This window comes from Amycolatopsis sp. NPDC059657 (genome assembly GCF_042734395.1).
In the GTDB taxonomy this organism is placed as follows: Bacteria; Actinomycetota; Actinomycetes; order Mycobacteriales; family Pseudonocardiaceae; genus Amycolatopsis.
In genome coordinates this window covers 1-15,965 of sequence record NZ_JBHWEB010000093.1, presented here as the reverse complement: position 1 = coordinate 15,965, position 15,965 = coordinate 1, and the positions used below count along the sequence as shown (strand labels likewise).

The window sequence follows — 15,965 nt, the reverse complement described above, 5'->3', positions numbered from 1 at the left end:
GCTCCACTTCCGAAAAGGGTGGGCACTCATCGCGAGTGCTCGCCCTTTTTGTTTGGTCGTGAGTGGTATTGCCGGTTCTAACCGGCAATACCACTCACGACGACGCTGCGGAAAAGGGTGCGGTGCACTACGGTGCTGCGGGTGTCCGGTCACGGCCGGATGACGATCACCTTGGGGGTGGTCAGGGGATAAAACTGGTGAGTAACCTGTGCCCACTCCACTCGTTGAGCCTGGTTGACGGTCTGACACCGGGACCTACGGTGCGAGAAGTGCGGCGGTTCGATGCGGAACAGCTCCGGGAGGTGCGATGGGTGCCGAGGTGGTCGTCGAAGGTCTGACCAAGTCCTTCGGTAAGCAGGCCATCTGGCGGGACGTCACACTGACGCTTCCCCCTGGTGAGGTGTCGGCAATGCTCGGGCCGTCGGGTACCGGCAAGTCGGTGTTCCTCAAGTCGATGATCGGGCTGCTGAAGCCCGACCGCGGGCGCTGCGTGATCAACGGTGTCGACATCGTCACCTGCTCCGAGCACAAGCTCTACGAGATCCGGAAGCTCTTCGGGGTGCTCTTCCAGGATGGTGCCCTCTTCGGGTCCATGAACCTGTACGACAACGTGGCGTTCCCGCTGCGGGAGCACACCAAGAAGTCCGAGACCGAGATCCGCAAGATCGTCCAGGACAAGCTGGAGATGACCGGTCTCGCCGGCGCGGACAAGAAACTTCCCGGTGAGATCTCCGGTGGTATGCGCAAGCGGGCCGGGCTGGCCCGCGCTCTCGTGCTGGACCCGCAGATCATCCTGGTCGACGAGCCGGACTCCGGGCTCGACCCCGTGCGCACCGCGTACATCTCGCAGCTGCTGATCGATCTCAACACGCAGATCGACGCGACGATCCTGATCGTCTCCCACAACATCAACCTGGCGCGGACCGTGCCGGACAACCTGGGCATGCTGTTCCGCAAGGAGCTGGTCATGTTCGGGCCGCGCGAGGTGCTGCTGACCAGCGATGAGCCCGTGGTCGAGCAGTTCCTGAACGGGCGCAAGCGCGGGCCGATCGGGATGTCCGAAGAAAAGGACACCGCGACCATGGCCCGTGAAGAGGCCGAGGCCGCCGCCGGGCACCACGACGGTTCGCCCGATGAGGACGTGCGCGGGGTCATCCCGCAGATGCAGCCCAGCCCCGGTTTGCCGGAACGTGCCGGTGAGCGGCGACGCAAGGACCGCGTCATGCGGATCCTGCACACGCTCCCGCCCGCCGCGCAGGAGGGGATCATCGAGTCCCTCAGCCCGGAGGACCAGCACCGTTATGGCGTGAGCCCGCACAAGCTGGTGAAGACCGGGCCGCCGCGGCCGAGCCCGGGGCCGGTGCCCAGCCAGCACCAGGGGCAGCTGCCCGCTGATCAGGTCGCCCAGTTCCCCGGGCAGCAAAGACCAGGTCAGCACCGCATGCGACCGGCTGATCCAGGGCAGGGTGAGGGATGAGTTCATCGGCCACCAAGGCCAAGATCCCTGGTCTAGGCATGCTGAAAGAGACCGGGAATCTGTTCGCTCTCGGGCTCGACATCATTCGCGGGATCTTTCAGCGGCCGTTCCAGCTGCGTGAGTTCATCCAGCAGGCCTGGTTCATCGCCAGCGTCACGATCTTGCCGACGGCGCTGGTCGCGATTCCGTTCGGCGCGGTCATCTCGCTGCAGTTCGGTTCGCTCGCGCGGCAGCTCGGCGCGCAGTCGTACACCGGTGCCGGATCGGTGCTCGCCACCGTTCAGCAGGCGAGTCCGCTGGTCACGGCGTTGCTCGTCGCCGGTGCGGGTGGCAGTGCCATCTGTGCCGACATCGGCGCGCGGACCATTCGCGAAGAGATCGACGCGATGGAGGTGCTCGGGGTCTCGGCCGTGCAGCGGCTGATCGTGCCCCGCACGCTCGCGATGATGCTGGTCGCGCTGCTGCTCAACGGCATGGTCAGCGTCATCGGCGTGCTCGGCGGCTACTTCTTCAACGTGGTGCTGCAGGGCGGGACGCCCGGCGCCTACCTGGCGAGCTTCTCCGCGCTCGCACAGCTTCCCGACCTGTGGGTCGGTGAGTTCAAGGCGCTGATCTTCGGTTTCATCGCCGCGGTCGTGGCCTCCTACCGGGGGCTGCACCCGTCCGGCGGGCCGAAGGGAGTGGGTGACGCGGTGAACCAGTCCGTGGTCATCACCTTCCTGATGCTGTTCGTGGTCAACTTCGTGATCACGCTGATCTACCTGCAGATCGTTCCTGGAAAGCTGGACTAGCCCCATGAGTTCCTTCACCCAGGGCGCGAAGCGGATCGCGAACCGCCCACTACAGACCCTCGACACGCTCGGCGACCAGATGTCGTTCTACGGGCGCGCGCTCGCGTGGACGCCCCGCGCCATCCGCCGGTACACGAAGGAGATCCTGCGGCTGCTGGCCGAGGTGAGCTTCGGATCCGGCTCGCTGGCGGTCATCGGTGGCACGGTCGGCGTGATGGTCGGCCTGACGTTGTTCACCGGTGTGCTGGTCGGCCTGCAGGGTTACTCGGCGCTGAACTCGATCGGCACCTCGGCGTTCACCGGCTTCCTGACCGCGTTCTTCAACACCCGCGAGATAGCGCCGCTGGTCGCGGGGCTCGCGCTGTCGGCGACCGTCGGCGCCGGTTTCACCGCCCAGCTCGGGGCCATGCGGATCTCCGAGGAGATCGACGCGCTCGAGGTGATGGGCGTGCCGAGCCTGCCGTACCTGGTGACCACCCGGATCATCGCCGGGTTCGTCGCGGTCATCCCGCTGTACGTGATCGGCCTGCTGAGTTCGTATCTGGCGTCACGCTTGGTCGTTATCTACATCTACAACCAGTCAGCCGGAACCTACGACCATTACTTCGACCTGTTCTTACCACCGCAAGACGTGCTCTATTCGTTCATAAAAGTGCTGATCTTCAGTGTGCTGATCATCCTGTCGCACTGTTACTTCGGCTACCGGGCCAGCGGCGGCCCGGCAGGCGTCGGCGTGGCGGTCGGCAAGGCCGTCCGGCTCAGCATTGTCACGGTCTCGATCGTGAACTTCTTCATCGGTTTCGCCATCTGGGGAACCGACGTGACGGTAAGGATCGCTGGATGAGCGGGATCGCCACGATCAGGCGGAGGCTGCTGGGCCTCGCGCTGATCGTCGTGCTCGTCGGAGGCGTCGCGCTCAGCATCGCCCTGTACGACAAGGCGTTCACCAAGGTGGTGAGCGTGAAACTGCTGGCTGACCGGATCGGCAACCAGCTGATCACCCAGTCCGACGTCAAGGTGCGCGGGCTGATCGTCGGCTCGGTCAAGAACATCGACGCCACCCCGGAAGGCGCCGAGCTGACGCTCGCGCTCGACCCGGAGCACGCCCAGCTCATCCCCGAGAACGTCTCCGCGCGGTTCCTGCCGAAGACGCTGTTCGGCGAGCGGTTCGTCTCGCTGGAGATCCCGGAGCAGCCGTCCGCGCGCGCACTGCACGACGGCGACGTCATTCCGCAGGACCGCACCTCCAACGCGGTCGAGCTGGAGCAGGCCTTCTCCCACCTACTACCCGTGCTGCAGGCCGTCCAGCCGCAGAAGCTCTCCGCGACGCTGACCGCGATCTCGACCGCGCTGCAGGACCGCGGCAAGCCGCTCGGTGAGACGCTCGCGCAGCTCGGCCAGTACATCGGTGACCTGAACCCGCATCTGCTGCCTGACCTGCAGCACGATCTCCAGGCGTTCACGAAGTTCACCGACAACGTCAACAAGGTGGCGCCGGACCTGGTGTCGAGCCTCGACAACCTGAGCACCACGACCAGGACGATCGTGGACCAGCAGTCGAACCTCTCGAACCTCTACGCGAGCATGACCAAGGCGTCGGTGGACCTGCAGGCGTTCCTGGAGGCCAACTCCGACAACATCATCCGGCTCGCCGACACGGCGCGGCCGACCGCTGAGCTGCTCGCCAAGTACGCGCCCGAGTACCCCTGCGTGATCGGGCAGATGGCGGATCTCGTGCCCAAGATCGACAAGGCGCTCGGCAAGGGCACCGATCACCCCGGTCTGCACGCGACCATCGAGATCACCACCACCCGTGGGCCGTACATCGCGGGCAGGGACGAGCCGGAGTTCCTCGACAAGCGCGGACCGCGTTGCTACGCCATGAAGAATCCGCCCGCGAACTTCCCGCAGCATCCGCCGGACGGTCCGATCAAGGACGGCAGCGTCTCGCCGCCCGCCGCGAAGACCATCGACGACGGGCTCAACCCGAGCAACTTCATCGCCGACGCCGGTGGCTACAACGGCAACGGCGCCGCGGGCGGCAACCCGGCGAACACCGCCGGTGAGCAGGGCTTCCTCGCCCAGCTGCTCGGCCCGCAGGTCGGCATGGACGCCGCGGCCGTGCCCAGCTGGGCCACGCTGCTCGTCGGCCCGCTCTACCGGGGTGCGGAGGTGACGGTCAAATGAGGGGACTGCTCGCACCGCTCATCAAGCTGAGCATCTTCATCGTGATCACCGTGCTGTTCACCACCGTGCTGGGCATCAGCATCGCGAACATCAACACGACCAGCACCAACAGCTACAAGGCGCGCTTCTCCGACGCGACGCTGCTGCTGGCCAACGACGACGTCCGCATCGCGGGGGTCAGGGTCGGCCAGGTCAAGGACGTCAAGATCGTCGACAAGCGCCAGGCCGAGGTCGAGTTCGAGGTCGACGCCGGACGCAGGCTGCCCGCCGGGGTCACCGCGCAGATCAAGTTCCGCAACCTGGTCGGCCAGCGCTACGTCTCGCTCGGCGAGGGCACCGACGACTCGGGCAAGATGCTCGAGCCCGGCGGCAGCATCCCGATCGACCGGACGAAGCCGGCTCTGGACCTGACCGAGCTGTTCAACGGCTTCAAGCCGCTGTTCGTCGCGCTCAACCCCGAGGACGTCAACAAGCTGTCCTACGAGGTCATCCAGGTGCTGCAGGGCGAAGGCGGCACGATCGACAGTCTCTTGGCGCACACGGCGTCGCTGACCACCGCGATCGCCAACAAGGACCAGGTGATCGGCCAGGTCATCGACAACCTCAACAGCACGCTGGAGACGGTCAACGCGCACAGCCCGCAGCTGTCCGACCTGATCGTCAAGGTGCAGCAGCTGGTCTCGGGACTGGCGCAGGACCGCAAGCCGATCGGCGACGCGATCGATTCGCTCGGCAAGCTCGCCGACACCACGGCCGGGCTGCTGGAGAAGGGCCGTCAGCCGCTCAAGGACGACATCGCCGCGCTCGGCACGCTGACCAAGAACCTCAACGACAACGAGCCGGTCGTCGAGCACTTCATCCAGTTCCTGCCCCAGAAGGTCGCAGCACTGTCGCGCACGGCCGACTACGGCTCCTGGTTCAACTTCTACCTCTGTGAGGCGAAGGGCAGTGTGGCCTTGCCCCCGTTGATCAACGAGCCGATCGACCTGCCCATCATGCCCGCGACCAGGGCCAGGTGTGGCGCATGAAGTCGTTCCAGAAGCGCAACCCGGTGCCGATCGCGCTGGTCGGCATCACCGTGCTCGGGCTCGGCCTGATCGCGGCGCTGAACTCCGAGGATCTCCCGGTGATCGGCGGCGGCACGACCTACAGCGCCGACTTCAGCGAGGCCTCCGGCATCCAGAAGGACAACGACGTGCGCGTCGCGGGCGTGAAGGTCGGCAAGGTCTCCGACGTCGCGCTCGACGGGGACAAGGTCAAGATCTCGTTCAAGGTCTCCGGCGCCTGGATCGGCGACAAGACCAGCGCCGCCATCAAGATCAAGACGGTGCTCGGCCAGAAGTACCTGGCGCTCGACCCGCAGGGCACGAAGCCGATGGACCCCGGCGTGACCATCCCGCGTGACCGCACGATGGCGCCGTACGACGTGCTCGACGCGTTCCGCGACCTTTCAAGCACGGTCGACAACATCGACACCACGCAGCTGGCGAAGAGCTTCGACGTCATCTCGGACACCTTCAAGGACACCCCGGACAACGTGAAGGGCGCGCTCAACGGCCTTTCGAAGCTGTCCGACACGATCGCCTCGCGCGACCAGAAACTGGCGAACCTGCTGGCCAACACCCGCCAGGTCAGCCAGACGCTGGTCGACCGCGACGCCGAGGTGCAGAAGCTGCTCGACGACGGCAACCTGCTGCTGACCGAGGTCGCCAAGCGCAAGCAGGCGATCAGCAACCTGCTCGAGGGCACCAAGAACCTCGCCACGCAGCTGCAGGGCCTGGTCGACGACAACGACAAGCAGCTCGACCCGGTGCTCGCGCAGCTCGACCAGCTGACTTCGATGCTGCAGCGCAACCAGGACTCGCTCGCGCAGGGCATCGCGAAGTTCGCGCCGTTCATCAGGGTGTTCACCAACACCGTCGGCAACGGCCGCTGGTTCGACAACTACATCTGCGGCCTGCTGCTGCCGTCGATCGGCCCGATCAACGAAGAGGGGTGCTACGAGAAATGATGAGCACCCGGCTGGGACAGACGCTCACCCGCGGCTTCACGATCGCGGTGGTGCTGGCGCTGGTCGTCGCGACCGCGCTCTGGTGGACGCTCAAGGACGCGGGCCGCAACCACCTGACCGCCTACTTCGCCACCGCCGTCGGCCTCTACGAGGGCAACAGCGTGCGGATGCTCGGCGTCGACATGGGCAAGGTGACCAAGGTCGAGCCGATCGGCAACCAGGTCAAGGTCGAGCTGGAGTACGACAGCTCGGTGCCGGTGCCCGCCGACGCGCAGGCGCTGATCGTGGCCCCGTCGCTGGTCAGTGACCGGTACGTGCAGCTCGCGCCCGCGTACAAGGGTGGCGCCAAGATCGCCGACCGGGCGACCATCCCGCTCAACCGGACCTCGGTGCCGCTGGAGGTCGACGACCTCTACGCCAGCCTCGCGCGGGTGACCGAGTCGCTCGGCCCGAACGGCGCCAACAAGAACGGCTCGCTGTCGGACCTGCTCAACACCGTCGCGAAGAACTTCGACGGCAACGGCAAGGCGCTCAACGAGACGATCACCAAGCTCGGCCAGGCGTCGGGGACGTTGGCGGGCAACAAGGACGACCTGTTCAAGACCATCCAGAACCTCGCGGGCTTCTCGCAGACGCTGGCCGACAGCGACGGCCAGGTACGCAAGTTCGAGCAGCAGCTCGCCGATGTCAGCGGATTCCTTGCCGGGGAAAAGGAAAACCTCGCCGAGACGGTCAAGCAGCTGAGCATCACGCTGGAGTCGGTCAGTGACTTCATCGAGCGCAACCGCGACCGGCTCAAGTCCAATGTGGACAAACTGGCCAGCGTGACCAAGACGCTGGTCGACCAGCGCGGCGCGCTCGCGGAGATCCTCGACGTGGCGCCGGTCGGCCTCGGCAACGTGGTCAACAGCTACAACGCCGCGTCCGGCACGCTCGACGCGCGCGCCAACCTCAACGAGCTGACCCAGCCGCCGCTGGTGATGATCTGCAACCTGGTCAAGCAGACCCCGAAGGCACTCGACCTGCTCGGTGACACCTGTAAGTCGATCGCCGGGCTGGTCGACGGCGCGGTGCCGCTGCCGTCGATCGCGCAGGTCATCGCGGCGTCGAACAACGGGACCATCCCGGAGCTGCCGCTGCCGCTCACCGGCGCGCCGCGCACCACGGGAGGAAAGTGATGCGTACCAAGGCTTTCCTCGCGGTGACCGCGGTCGCGTTCAGCGTCAGCGGGTGTGGGTTCAGCGGGATCTACGACATCCCGCTGCCCGGTGGCGCCGAGCTCGGCGATCACCCGTACACGCTCAAGGTCCAGTTCCGTGACGTGCTCGACCTCGTGCCGCAGGCCGGGGTCAAGGTCAACGAGGTGCCGGTCGGCCGGGTCGAGGCCGTCGGGCTGGCCAAGGACGGCTGGAACGCCGAGGTGACCGTGCGGGTCAACGGCGACGTCAAGCTGCCTGCCAACGCGCTGGCCAACATCCGCCAGTCGAGCCTGCTCGGCGAGAAGTTCGTCGAGCTCGCCGCGCCGTCCGGTGGTCAGGGCACGCTCGCCGACGGCGCGACCATCCCGCTCGCGCGCACCAACCGCAACGTCGAGGTCGAGGAGATCTTGGGCTCGCTCTCGCTGCTGCTCAACGGCGGCGGGGTCGACCAGCTCAACACGATCACCAAGGAACTCAACAACGCCACCGAGGGCCGCGAGCCGGACATCAAGGCGCTGCTGAACAACGCCGACGAGCTGGTGTCCAGTTTGGACAAGCAGTCCGGCAACATCACCAAGGCGCTCGACGGGCTGAACCGGCTCTCCTCGACGCTCAACGCGCAGAAGGACACCGCGGTCAAGGCGATCGACAACCTCGGACCGGGGCTCGGCGTGCTCGAGCAGCAGCGTGGCCAGCTCGTCACCATGCTCAACGCGCTCAACAATCTCTCCGGCGTCGCGACCGAGACGATCAACAAGAGCAAGGAAGACCTGGTCGCCGACCTCAAGGCGCTGCTGCCGACGTTGCAGAAGCTCGGCGAGGCAGGTTCCAACCTGCCGAAGGCGCTCGAGTTGCTGCTGACGTTCCCGTTCGCGGACAGCGCGTACGACGCGGTCAAGGGCGACTACTTCAACCTGTACGCGAAGGTCGACCTGAACCTGAACGAGATCTTGGCGAACCTGGGCCGCAGCAGGCAGAACCCGCTCGACGGCGTCCTCCCGGTGCCGGGGCTGACCGGTGGCGTCCCGGGTGCGGGGCCGAATCCGCCGTTGCCGATCCCCGGGTTGTTCGGCGGCCAGCAGGCGCCGACCGGCGGCACTGGCGCGAGCCCGCAGCAGACCGGGCCAGGCGGGATCTTCAATCTTCTGTCCGGGGGGATCTGATGCTGCTGCGCAGGACGAAACTGCAGCTGGTCGCCTTCGCGATCATCTCCGTTGTCTTCATCGTGTACGCGCTGATCCGGTTCGCCGGGCTCGGCCAGGTCTTCGGCGACAGCGGGTACACGGTCAAGCTGCAGCTCAACGAATCCGGCGGGATCTTCCAGAACGCCGAAGTGACCTACCGCGGCTACAACATCGGCCGGGTCGGGGAGATGCGGCTGACCAAGACCGGTCTCGAAGCCGATCTCAACATCGACCCGAGCGCTCCGCAGGTGCCAGCCGATCTCGAAGCCGTGGTCGCGAACCGGTCCGCGGTCGGCGAGCAGTTCGTCGACCTGCGGCCGAAGAGCGAAGCGGGCCCGTTCCTCAAGTCGGGCTCGGTGATCCCGGCCGACCGCACCAAGACCCCGGTCAGCACCGAGCGCGTCATCGGCGACCTGGACTCGCTCGCGGCGTCCGTGCCGACCGACGCGCTGCGCAAGGTGGTCGACGAGTCGTACGACGCCTTCCAGGGCACCGGGCCCGCGTTGCAGCAGCTGCTCGACGCCGCACGCAGCTTCACCGGTACCGCGCAGGACTACCTGCCGCAGACCGTGCAGCTGCTCGACGCGGGCCGCAAGGTGATCGACACGCAGAACGCCGAAGCGGGCAATCTCGCGTCGTTCAGCAAGAGCCTCAACGAGCTGACCGGCCAGCTGAAGTCGTCCGACGGCGACCTCCGCAAGCTGATCGGCATCACGCCTCGGGTCGCGAACCAGATCAGCGAGGTGCTCGCCGAATCCGGACCGGGTCTCGGCGCGCTGACCGCGAACCTGCTCACCACGTCGAACCTGGTGGTCACCAGGCTCGACGGCATCGAGCAGGGCCTGGTCACGTATCCGCTGCTCGCCGGTGGCGCGCAGACGGTCGCGCCAGGCGACGGGACCGCGCACCTCGGGCTGGCGCTGAACCTGTTCAACCCGCCGTCGTGCACCAAGGGCTACCTGCCGTACAACCAGTTCCGCACGGCCACGGAGACCGCTCCGCGCGAGGCGAAGGCCGACGCGTACTGTGCCGAACCCAAGGGCAGCCCGATCGACGTGCGTGGTGCGCAGAACGCGCCGTTCAACGGGGTCCCGGTGATCCCGTCGCAGGCGGAGGTCAACGCCAACAAGGGCAGGAGCGCGCAGGAGCTCGCCGACGCGCGCCTGAAGGCGATCCCCGGCATCGCGGGCAGCCCCGGTGTCACGCTGCTGAGCCTGCCCCAGCTGATGGGGCTCTGACCGAGATCTGACAGTGGTTACCTACTCTGGAGTGTTATGAGTTCGGACGAGTCATCGGTGGACACCGTCGACCCGGTGGAGCCCGCCGAGACCGAATCGGCGTCGCCGCAGCCGCGCTGGCTGCTGCTCGGGTCGGCCGCTTTCGCGCTCGCCGCGCTGCTGGCCGCCGCCGTGTTCGGCGTCCTGTGGTGGGTGCACTCCAGCGGTGACGACGCCGACCTGGCGACCGCGCGCGAAGAGGTCGTCACGGCGGGCCGCGCCGCGATCAAGGCGTACACCGAGGTCGACTTCGAGAACCTGGACGCGTTCTTCGCCAAGCAGAAGGACCTCTCCGACCAGGGCATGAAGGAGCAGCTCGCGAAGAGCGAGCCGACGTACCGCAAGGCGCTCGCCGAGGCCAAGACGAAGGTCACCACCACCGTCCAGGACATCGGTGTCGAGGAGCTCGACAACCATCAGGGCAAGGCGAAGTTCCTCGCCGCGGTCACCCTCGAGGTCAAGCAGGGTGACAAGACCGTGCCCAAGGCCATCAGGATCGAGGTCCAGATGACCAGGGACCCCGCCGACAACGCCTGGAAGCTGTCCGGCATCGGCGACGTGCCACTCGTCGCCGCCGGCCAGTAGCTACACCTCGGAACGGAGCTTGTGTTGCCCCCCTCTCGCCGTAAGCCAGCCGCGACCCCGCCGGTGCGCAAACCCCGCGTGGCCGGGCTACGCAGGCCTGCCGGTGCGCCGGAGCCCGAAGTCACCGAGGCCGAGTCGACCCAGGTGATGGAGCCGGTGAAGCCGAGGCCCACTCCTCGGCCGTCGCCCGCGCCGCGGCCCGCGCCCAAGTCCGCGTACGAGGCGCCTGCTTACGCGGCGCCCACGGTCGAGGAGCCCGAGGTCGAGGAGGAGCCCTCGGACACCGAGGTGCCCGAGGACGTCGAGTCTGGCGAGGCGCCTGAGGTCGCCGAGCTTCCCGAGGCCGCGCCGAAGCCGAAGCCGAGCCCGCGCGCGAAGACCCGCGACGAGGGCACGACCAAGCCGTCCAGCCTCGACGAGGCCGAGACCGAGGTCGTCGAAGAACCGGTGCCCGCCAAGCCGGGCCCGAGCAAAGACACGCTGATGGCGATCGCGTTGATCGTGGTCGGCGTGCTGCTCGCGGGCGCGGCGGTGCTGTTCCGCATCCAGGATTCCGAGGTCTCCTCGGCGACCGGCAACACGGCGCTACTCGACGTCGCGCGCACCGCGCAGGTCAAGGACCAGGTCTCGAAGGCGGCGGAGGCGTTGTTCTCCTACGACTTCAACAACATCGCCAAGACCGAGAACGCGGCCAAGGACCTGCTGGTCACCGACGGCGTCCGCGACAAGTACACCAAGCTCATGGGCGAGGTGAAACGCCTCGCGCCGCAGCAGAAGATGGTCGTCACCTGCACGGTCACCCGCTCGGCCGTGATCATGCTCAACGGCGACCTGGCCAAGGTCATGGTCTTCATCGACCAGTCCTCGACCCGCACCGACACCAAGGCGACCACCGCAGGCAGCGCCCAGCTCCACTTGAACGCCCAGCTCCAGGGTGACAAGTGGAAGATCACCGACATGGACACCTACGTCGCGCCCCAGGCTCAGCCGCCCGCGGCCGCGTCGCCGTCCAGCTCCGCGCCGGTGAGCCCGCCGCCGTCCAAGTAAGCTCTTCCCGCATGGCGGACCTCTTCACGTCGGACGATCTCGACGCGTTCGGCATGATCGTGGCAGGCGAGGATCAGCGCGAGCAGGGTGAGCAGCTCATCCGGATCGTGGACGGGAACCGGCTCGCCGATCCGTCGGACGCCGAGTACGCACTGGCGCTGGCCGCGGAGAAGTTCGAGTCGGCCGGCGACCTCGAGCGCGCTCTGGAGCTGGCCGAGCGTGCGGTGGAGGAGAGCAAGCGACCAGGCACGCTCGACCCGAACGGCGCCCTCGTCCGGGTCGGCGACTATCTGTGGAAGCTCGGCCGTACCGAAGAGGCGATGGCCCGGTTCGAGTCGATGCGGCCACTGCTGGCCGTCGACTCATCGGTCGCCCACCGGCTGCCGGACACCATGGAAGAGCACGGGCTCGCCGAACTGGCCGTCGACTGGATGACCGAAGCACTGCCCGAAGCGATCAACCGGGATCCGAAGCTGAGCGCCAACCAGGCGGCCGGGACGTTGCTGCGTATCCGCATGCGGATACGCAAGGGCCTCGGACTCCGCGCTGACGAGTTCGACGCGCTCGCGGAGAAGGTCGGGACCTCGGAGCCCGCGGAGTACAGCGGCTCCGCGATGTTGGTCTGGCCGCGCGCCGAGTTCGAGCGCCTGGTGCTGCTTTGGCCCGCGCTCAGCAAGGAATTCGGTCAGACCTGGGACGACCACCGGGCCATGGTCGAGTACGAAATGCAGCTGGGCGCGACACAGGAGCCTGGTCCGTTCGCCGTGCTGCCGGGCAAGGTCCGCGAGCTCATCGACTTGGCCGGACCTGACGAATACGCGCCTGACTTCATCGACGCCTACGAGGCGGATCTGGCCGACGGCCACGTCGAAATCGCCTGGCCGCCCGGTCGGAACGACGAGTGCTGGTGTGGCTCGGGTGCCAAGTACAAGAAATGCTGCCTGCCCCGTTCCCGCTGACCGGCTTTAACACTTTCGGGGGAACCTTCTCGCGGCCTCGTACGTCTTTGGGGGAGGCGAGAGGAGCGCGATGGGGGACCCGTTCCAGGGAGCGGTCAGCTGGGACAAGCGCGGGGACGACTGGATCGGGGTCTTCCACCCCGGCTACGTCGACCTGCTGCGCACGCACGTCGACGGCCTGCACAAGCTCGCGCTCAGACGCCTCACGGAACACTCCGGAGGCGAGGAGCTCGGCCCGATCGACAAGCGGCTCGACGCCGTGCTCTGGGGCAGGCGGATGGGGGAGAACGTCCTCGCCGCGTCCGAGCTGGAGATGCTGATCCCGGCCGCGAACCGGTTCGCCACCTTGCTGGCCAAGCTGCCGGAGAACGGCGGGGTGGTCGAACTGGACGGCTGGCACGACCGGTTTCTGTGGGGGACCGTCGCGCTGGACCTCTGTGTGGCGATCCAAGCGTGGCTGTTCAGCTGGTCGCTGGGCGAGCTCGTCGACGGGATGGCGTGTCCCGACGAGCCGACGCGGGAGATGTGGCAGGCGCAGTACGACTGGCTGCGGCAGGAGATCGTCGTGCCGCTGCAGCCCGCGTGACCTGAACGTGGACATTCTGCGCGGTTTCGGAGGTCACGGGCCGCGCTCTGTGGTGGACTTGCCGTCGTGAAGATCCGTCTTGCCGCGTTGCTGGCCGCCACCGTGGTGGCGGGTTGTTCGTCGCCGCCGGGACCGCCGCCAGGCAAGCCCGCGCCCAAGCTGCCCGCCGAGGCGATCGCCTACGACGATCTCAAGTCGACGGACCGCAAGTTCCCCTTCCACAACAACTGCGACGGGCTCACCCCGGAGCTGCTGAGCAGCGTCGGCTTGGGTGAGGCGCGGGTGATACCGCCCGGCCCCGCCGGGCCGGGCTCCTGTGCGATCAAGGGCAGCGACCGGATGCTCGAAGAGCTGTGGGTGCAGGAGAAGCCGACGCCCAACGCCTCGGAGCCCCGGTACTTCCCAATCGTCTGGCGTGGCGCCGGCCAGGCCCAGTACCTCCGGCGGATGATCTTCGCGGACCGCTACTACGCGACGGAGACCATCGACTTCTACGGCGGGCAGCCAGGCTGCTACCTGACGGTCGACACCGGATCGCCCAGCGCGCTGCAGTTCCGCGGGATCCTGCCCAAGGAGACCGCGGCGAGCTACCCGGAGCTCAACTACACGATGACGAACTACAAGGTCGACCGCGCGGGCACGGACAAGTTCATGGCCGAGGCCTGCCCGATCGTCGAGAAGGTCGCGCTCGCCGCGCTCGGCGGCATCGACCCCGACGGCGGCTCGCTGGCGACCGCCTAGAGCTCGTGCGCGCCCAATGCCGGGGGTGGACGGAATGAACGGGGCGTATGTGTCGCTCAACGTTGCGAACGCCCCGTTCGCAACGTTCAAACCGCCCCTGCGGCACCCGCCGCAACCTGCCCGACCCTCAGGCGAGGTCGCGTCGCGAGACGCGGTAGCCGGCGAAGCCGAGCAGCCCTAGCCACACGAGGAGCGAGACGATCGACGGCACCGGGCCGTCTATCGCCGACAGCGTGGCCAGCGTCGCCGCCGGTGTCGACGGGTCGAACCAGGCGAAGACCTTCGGTGCGAGGCCGGAGATGGTCAGCATCGCCGGCACGGTCGCGAAGTAGATGGCGAGCGCGCCCGCCGCGTTCGGGACCAGCATGGCGACCGTCAGCGCGACCAGCATGGTCAGCAGCGAGCCGAGGAAGCACACCCCGATCACCCAGCCGACGCGGTAGCTCAGCAGGTAGACCACGCCGGAGTTGGCCGCGGCGACCGGCGAGAGGGTGAGCGTGAGGATGGTCTGCAGCGTCGCGCAGAACACCCAGAGCACGAACACGACCGTGGCCTGCGCGAGGAAGTAGCGTCCCCGCGACGGCTGGGCGAGCAGCGTCGGCTGGGCGGCGCGGTGCTGCCATTCGCCCGCGATCAGCTTGATCAGCGCCGCGTGGATGATCACGTGACCGATCCGCAGCAGGTAGAACGTCGGTGTGATCTGGTCCCTCGCCGAGGCCATGTCCGACGCGTTGTCCATGTTGAGGAACAGCAGCACGTTCGCGCCGATCAGCACGAGCGGCCCGACGATCAGCAGAATCCGGTCGGACAGGGTGCCGCTGAGCTTGCGGAACTCCACCAGCACGAGCTTGGCGAACGGCGTGCGCCGCATCGCGCGCGGGAAGCTCATCGGCGGCTGCGGCGGCGCCATGGCAGCCGGGTGATAGCCGGGCGCGGTCATCGGTGGTTGCTCCCGGAAAGTCGGAAGAAGAGCTCTTCGAGGTTCTGCTGATGGTCGGTGATGCCGTGCACCTGGACGTTCGCCTTGAACGCGATGTCCGACACGACCTGGCTCGGCGCGTCGGCCAGTATCTGCCCGTCCGGGCTCGGCTGGATGCGGATGCCCGCACGCTGCAGCGCGCCGGCAAGCGCGGCCATGTCGGGCCCGCGCACCAGCGAGCGGTGCGACGAGAGCAGTTCGCGGATGGGGCCGTCGGCGACGATCCGGCCGTTGCCGATCATCACGATCCGGTCGGCCGTCTGGTCCACTTCGGACAGTACGTGACTGGACAGCAGCACGGTGCCACCGCGCGCCGCGTGCCCGCGCAGCAGCTCACGCACGGCACGGATGCCGACCGGGTCGAGCCCGTTGATCGGCTCGTCGAGCATCAGCACCGGCGGGTTCGCCATCAGCGCGTGCGCCAGCCCGAGCCGCTGCCGCATGCCCAGGCTGTACTGCCCGATCTTCTTGCCGCCGGCGTCGCCGAGCCCGACCTGCCCGAGCACTTCGTCGACGCGGTGCGACGGCACGCCCATCAGCAGCGCGGCGTTGCGCAGGTGGGAGCCGCCGGTGCGGCCGGGGTGCACGGCGGTCGCGTCGAGCAGCACCCCGGCGATGTGGGCGGGGTTGGGCCAGTCACGGAACGCCTTCCCGGCGATCTGACTGCCACCGCGGGTCGGCGGGGTCAGCCCGGTGATCATCCGCAGCGTGGTCGACTTGCCGGCGCCGTTCGGCCCGAGAAAGGCCGTGACGGTGCCCGGCTGCAGGTCGAACGACACGTTGTCGACCACCGTCCGGCCCGAATAGACCTTCGTCAGGCCACGCACACTCAGCACGCAGCGGATCGTAACTACGATCGCTGTCCGCACGCTGCCGAAACGCGAAGATCCATACTGCCGGGGGTCCCATCGGGGGTCGTGAGTGGTACGGCCGGTTCTAACC

The 15,965-nt window shown here is 67.5% G+C and carries 16 protein-coding genes; 14 read left to right on the top strand and 2 right to left on the bottom strand.

Translation table 11 applies throughout. From position 1 onward, the window contains the following. Positions 1 to 307 precede the first annotated feature (307 nt). The 14 genes from ACFV15_RS35515 (at position 308) to ACFV15_RS35450 (ending at position 14,044) form a co-directional block, all read left to right on the top strand. The gene (locus tag ACFV15_RS35515; protein WP_378356150.1) at positions 308 to 1,477 is read left to right on the top strand and encodes an ABC transporter ATP-binding protein; all 1,170 of its coding nucleotides are present in this window, start codon (positions 308 to 310) and stop codon (positions 1,475 to 1,477) included. Positions 1,478 to 1,515: 38 nt separating this feature from the next. After that, positions 1,516 to 2,268 carry an MlaE family ABC transporter permease gene (locus tag ACFV15_RS35510; protein ID WP_378356190.1) on the top strand — a complete coding sequence of 251 codons (753 nt, stop codon included), beginning with the start codon at positions 1,516 to 1,518 and terminating at the stop codon, positions 2,266 to 2,268. Positions 2,269 to 2,272: 4 nt separating this feature from the next. After that, positions 2,273 to 3,112, top strand: a complete 840-nt coding sequence (locus tag ACFV15_RS35505) for an ABC transporter permease (RefSeq protein WP_091293562.1) — start codon at positions 2,273 to 2,275, stop codon at positions 3,110 to 3,112. Then, entirely contained in the window at positions 3,109 to 4,455 is a 1,347-nt protein-coding gene (locus ACFV15_RS35500) for an MCE family protein (protein ID WP_378356148.1), read from the top strand. Before ACFV15_RS35505 ends, ACFV15_RS35500 begins: the two co-directional genes overlap by 4 nt. Further along, on the top strand, positions 4,452 to 5,483 hold the full coding sequence (locus tag ACFV15_RS35495; protein WP_378356146.1) for an MCE family protein: 1,032 nt from the start codon (positions 4,452 to 4,454) through the stop codon (positions 5,481 to 5,483). Before ACFV15_RS35500 ends, ACFV15_RS35495 begins: the two co-directional genes overlap by 4 nt. Continuing rightward, complete coding sequence (locus tag ACFV15_RS35490) at positions 5,480 to 6,466, top strand: MCE family protein (RefSeq protein WP_378356145.1); 987 nt, start codon at positions 5,480 to 5,482, stop codon at positions 6,464 to 6,466. The genes ACFV15_RS35495 and ACFV15_RS35490 overlap by 4 nt, the downstream gene beginning before the upstream one ends. Continuing rightward, a complete protein-coding gene (locus ACFV15_RS35485) occupies positions 6,463 to 7,644 on the top strand; it encodes an MCE family protein (RefSeq protein ID WP_378356143.1) in 1,182 nt (393 codons plus the stop codon). Before ACFV15_RS35490 ends, ACFV15_RS35485 begins: the two co-directional genes overlap by 4 nt. Further along, positions 7,644 to 8,828: an MCE family protein gene (locus ACFV15_RS35480; RefSeq protein ID WP_378356141.1), complete on the top strand. Its 1,185-nt coding sequence runs from the start codon at positions 7,644 to 7,646 to the stop codon at positions 8,826 to 8,828. Before ACFV15_RS35485 ends, ACFV15_RS35480 begins: the two co-directional genes overlap by 1 nt. Further along, positions 8,828 to 10,087, top strand: coding sequence for an MCE family protein (locus tag ACFV15_RS35475; RefSeq protein WP_378356139.1), 1,260 nt, complete (start codon positions 8,828 to 8,830; stop codon positions 10,085 to 10,087). Before ACFV15_RS35480 ends, ACFV15_RS35475 begins: the two co-directional genes overlap by 1 nt. A gap of 36 nt (positions 10,088 to 10,123) precedes the next feature. Beyond that, the gene (locus tag ACFV15_RS35470) at positions 10,124 to 10,711 is read left to right on the top strand and encodes a hypothetical protein (protein WP_378356138.1); all 588 of its coding nucleotides are present in this window, start codon (positions 10,124 to 10,126) and stop codon (positions 10,709 to 10,711) included. A gap of 78 nt (positions 10,712 to 10,789) precedes the next feature. After that, positions 10,790 to 11,758 (top strand): hypothetical protein, encoded by a 969-nt coding sequence (locus ACFV15_RS35465; RefSeq protein WP_378356189.1) that lies wholly within the window; start codon positions 10,790 to 10,792, stop codon positions 11,756 to 11,758. Between the two features lie 11 nt (positions 11,759 to 11,769). Further along, positions 11,770 to 12,717, top strand: a complete 948-nt coding sequence (locus ACFV15_RS35460; RefSeq protein ID WP_378356136.1) for an SEC-C metal-binding domain-containing protein — start codon at positions 11,770 to 11,772, stop codon at positions 12,715 to 12,717. 70 nt (positions 12,718 to 12,787) lie between these two features. Next, positions 12,788 to 13,303, top strand: coding sequence for a hypothetical protein (locus tag ACFV15_RS35455; protein ID WP_378356135.1), 516 nt, complete (start codon positions 12,788 to 12,790; stop codon positions 13,301 to 13,303). A gap of 66 nt (positions 13,304 to 13,369) precedes the next feature. Further along, positions 13,370 to 14,044 (top strand): hypothetical protein, encoded by a 675-nt coding sequence (locus ACFV15_RS35450; protein ID WP_378356133.1) that lies wholly within the window; start codon positions 13,370 to 13,372, stop codon positions 14,042 to 14,044. A gap of 127 nt (positions 14,045 to 14,171) precedes the next feature. On the opposite strand, the gene ACFV15_RS35445 is transcribed toward ACFV15_RS35450, so the two are convergent. Together ACFV15_RS35445 and ACFV15_RS35440 are read right to left on the bottom strand one after the other, a co-directional pair. Then, positions 14,172 to 14,984, bottom strand: a complete 813-nt coding sequence (locus ACFV15_RS35445; RefSeq protein WP_378356131.1) for a hypothetical protein — start codon at positions 14,982 to 14,984, stop codon at positions 14,172 to 14,174. Beyond that, the gene (locus ACFV15_RS35440; protein WP_378356129.1) at positions 14,981 to 15,859 is read right to left on the bottom strand and encodes an ABC transporter ATP-binding protein; all 879 of its coding nucleotides are present in this window, start codon (positions 15,857 to 15,859) and stop codon (positions 14,981 to 14,983) included. The genes ACFV15_RS35445 and ACFV15_RS35440 overlap by 4 nt, the downstream gene beginning before the upstream one ends. Positions 15,860 to 15,965: the final 106 nt, after the last annotated feature.

What these genes read in the sequence shown, in the direction of transcription:
- ACFV15_RS35515 (WP_378356150.1), top strand. Translation starts at nt 308, where the DNA reads ATGGGTGCCGAGGTGGTCGTCGAAGGTCTGACCAAGTCCTTCGGTAAG.
- ACFV15_RS35510 (WP_378356190.1), top strand. Translation starts at nt 1,516, where the DNA reads ATGCTGAAAGAGACCGGGAATCTGTTCGCTCTCGGGCTCGACATCATT.
- ACFV15_RS35505 (WP_091293562.1), top strand. Translation starts at nt 2,273, where the DNA reads ATGAGTTCCTTCACCCAGGGCGCGAAGCGGATCGCGAACCGCCCACTA.
- ACFV15_RS35500 (WP_378356148.1), top strand. Translation starts at nt 3,109, where the DNA reads ATGAGCGGGATCGCCACGATCAGGCGGAGGCTGCTGGGCCTCGCGCTG.
- ACFV15_RS35495 (WP_378356146.1), top strand. Translation starts at nt 4,452, where the DNA reads ATGAGGGGACTGCTCGCACCGCTCATCAAGCTGAGCATCTTCATCGTG.
- ACFV15_RS35490 (WP_378356145.1), top strand. Translation starts at nt 5,480, where the DNA reads ATGAAGTCGTTCCAGAAGCGCAACCCGGTGCCGATCGCGCTGGTCGGC.
- ACFV15_RS35485 (WP_378356143.1), top strand. Translation starts at nt 6,463, where the DNA reads ATGATGAGCACCCGGCTGGGACAGACGCTCACCCGCGGCTTCACGATC.
- ACFV15_RS35480 (WP_378356141.1), top strand. Translation starts at nt 7,644, where the DNA reads ATGCGTACCAAGGCTTTCCTCGCGGTGACCGCGGTCGCGTTCAGCGTC.
- ACFV15_RS35475 (WP_378356139.1), top strand. Translation starts at nt 8,828, where the DNA reads ATGCTGCTGCGCAGGACGAAACTGCAGCTGGTCGCCTTCGCGATCATC.
- ACFV15_RS35470 (WP_378356138.1), top strand. Translation starts at nt 10,124, where the DNA reads ATGAGTTCGGACGAGTCATCGGTGGACACCGTCGACCCGGTGGAGCCC.
- ACFV15_RS35460 (WP_378356136.1), top strand. Translation starts at nt 11,770, where the DNA reads ATGGCGGACCTCTTCACGTCGGACGATCTCGACGCGTTCGGCATGATC.
- ACFV15_RS35455 (WP_378356135.1), top strand. Translation starts at nt 12,788, where the DNA reads ATGGGGGACCCGTTCCAGGGAGCGGTCAGCTGGGACAAGCGCGGGGAC.
- ACFV15_RS35445 (WP_378356131.1), bottom strand. Translation starts at nt 14,984, where the DNA reads ATGACCGCGCCCGGCTATCACCCGGCTGCCATGGCGCCGCCGCAGCCG.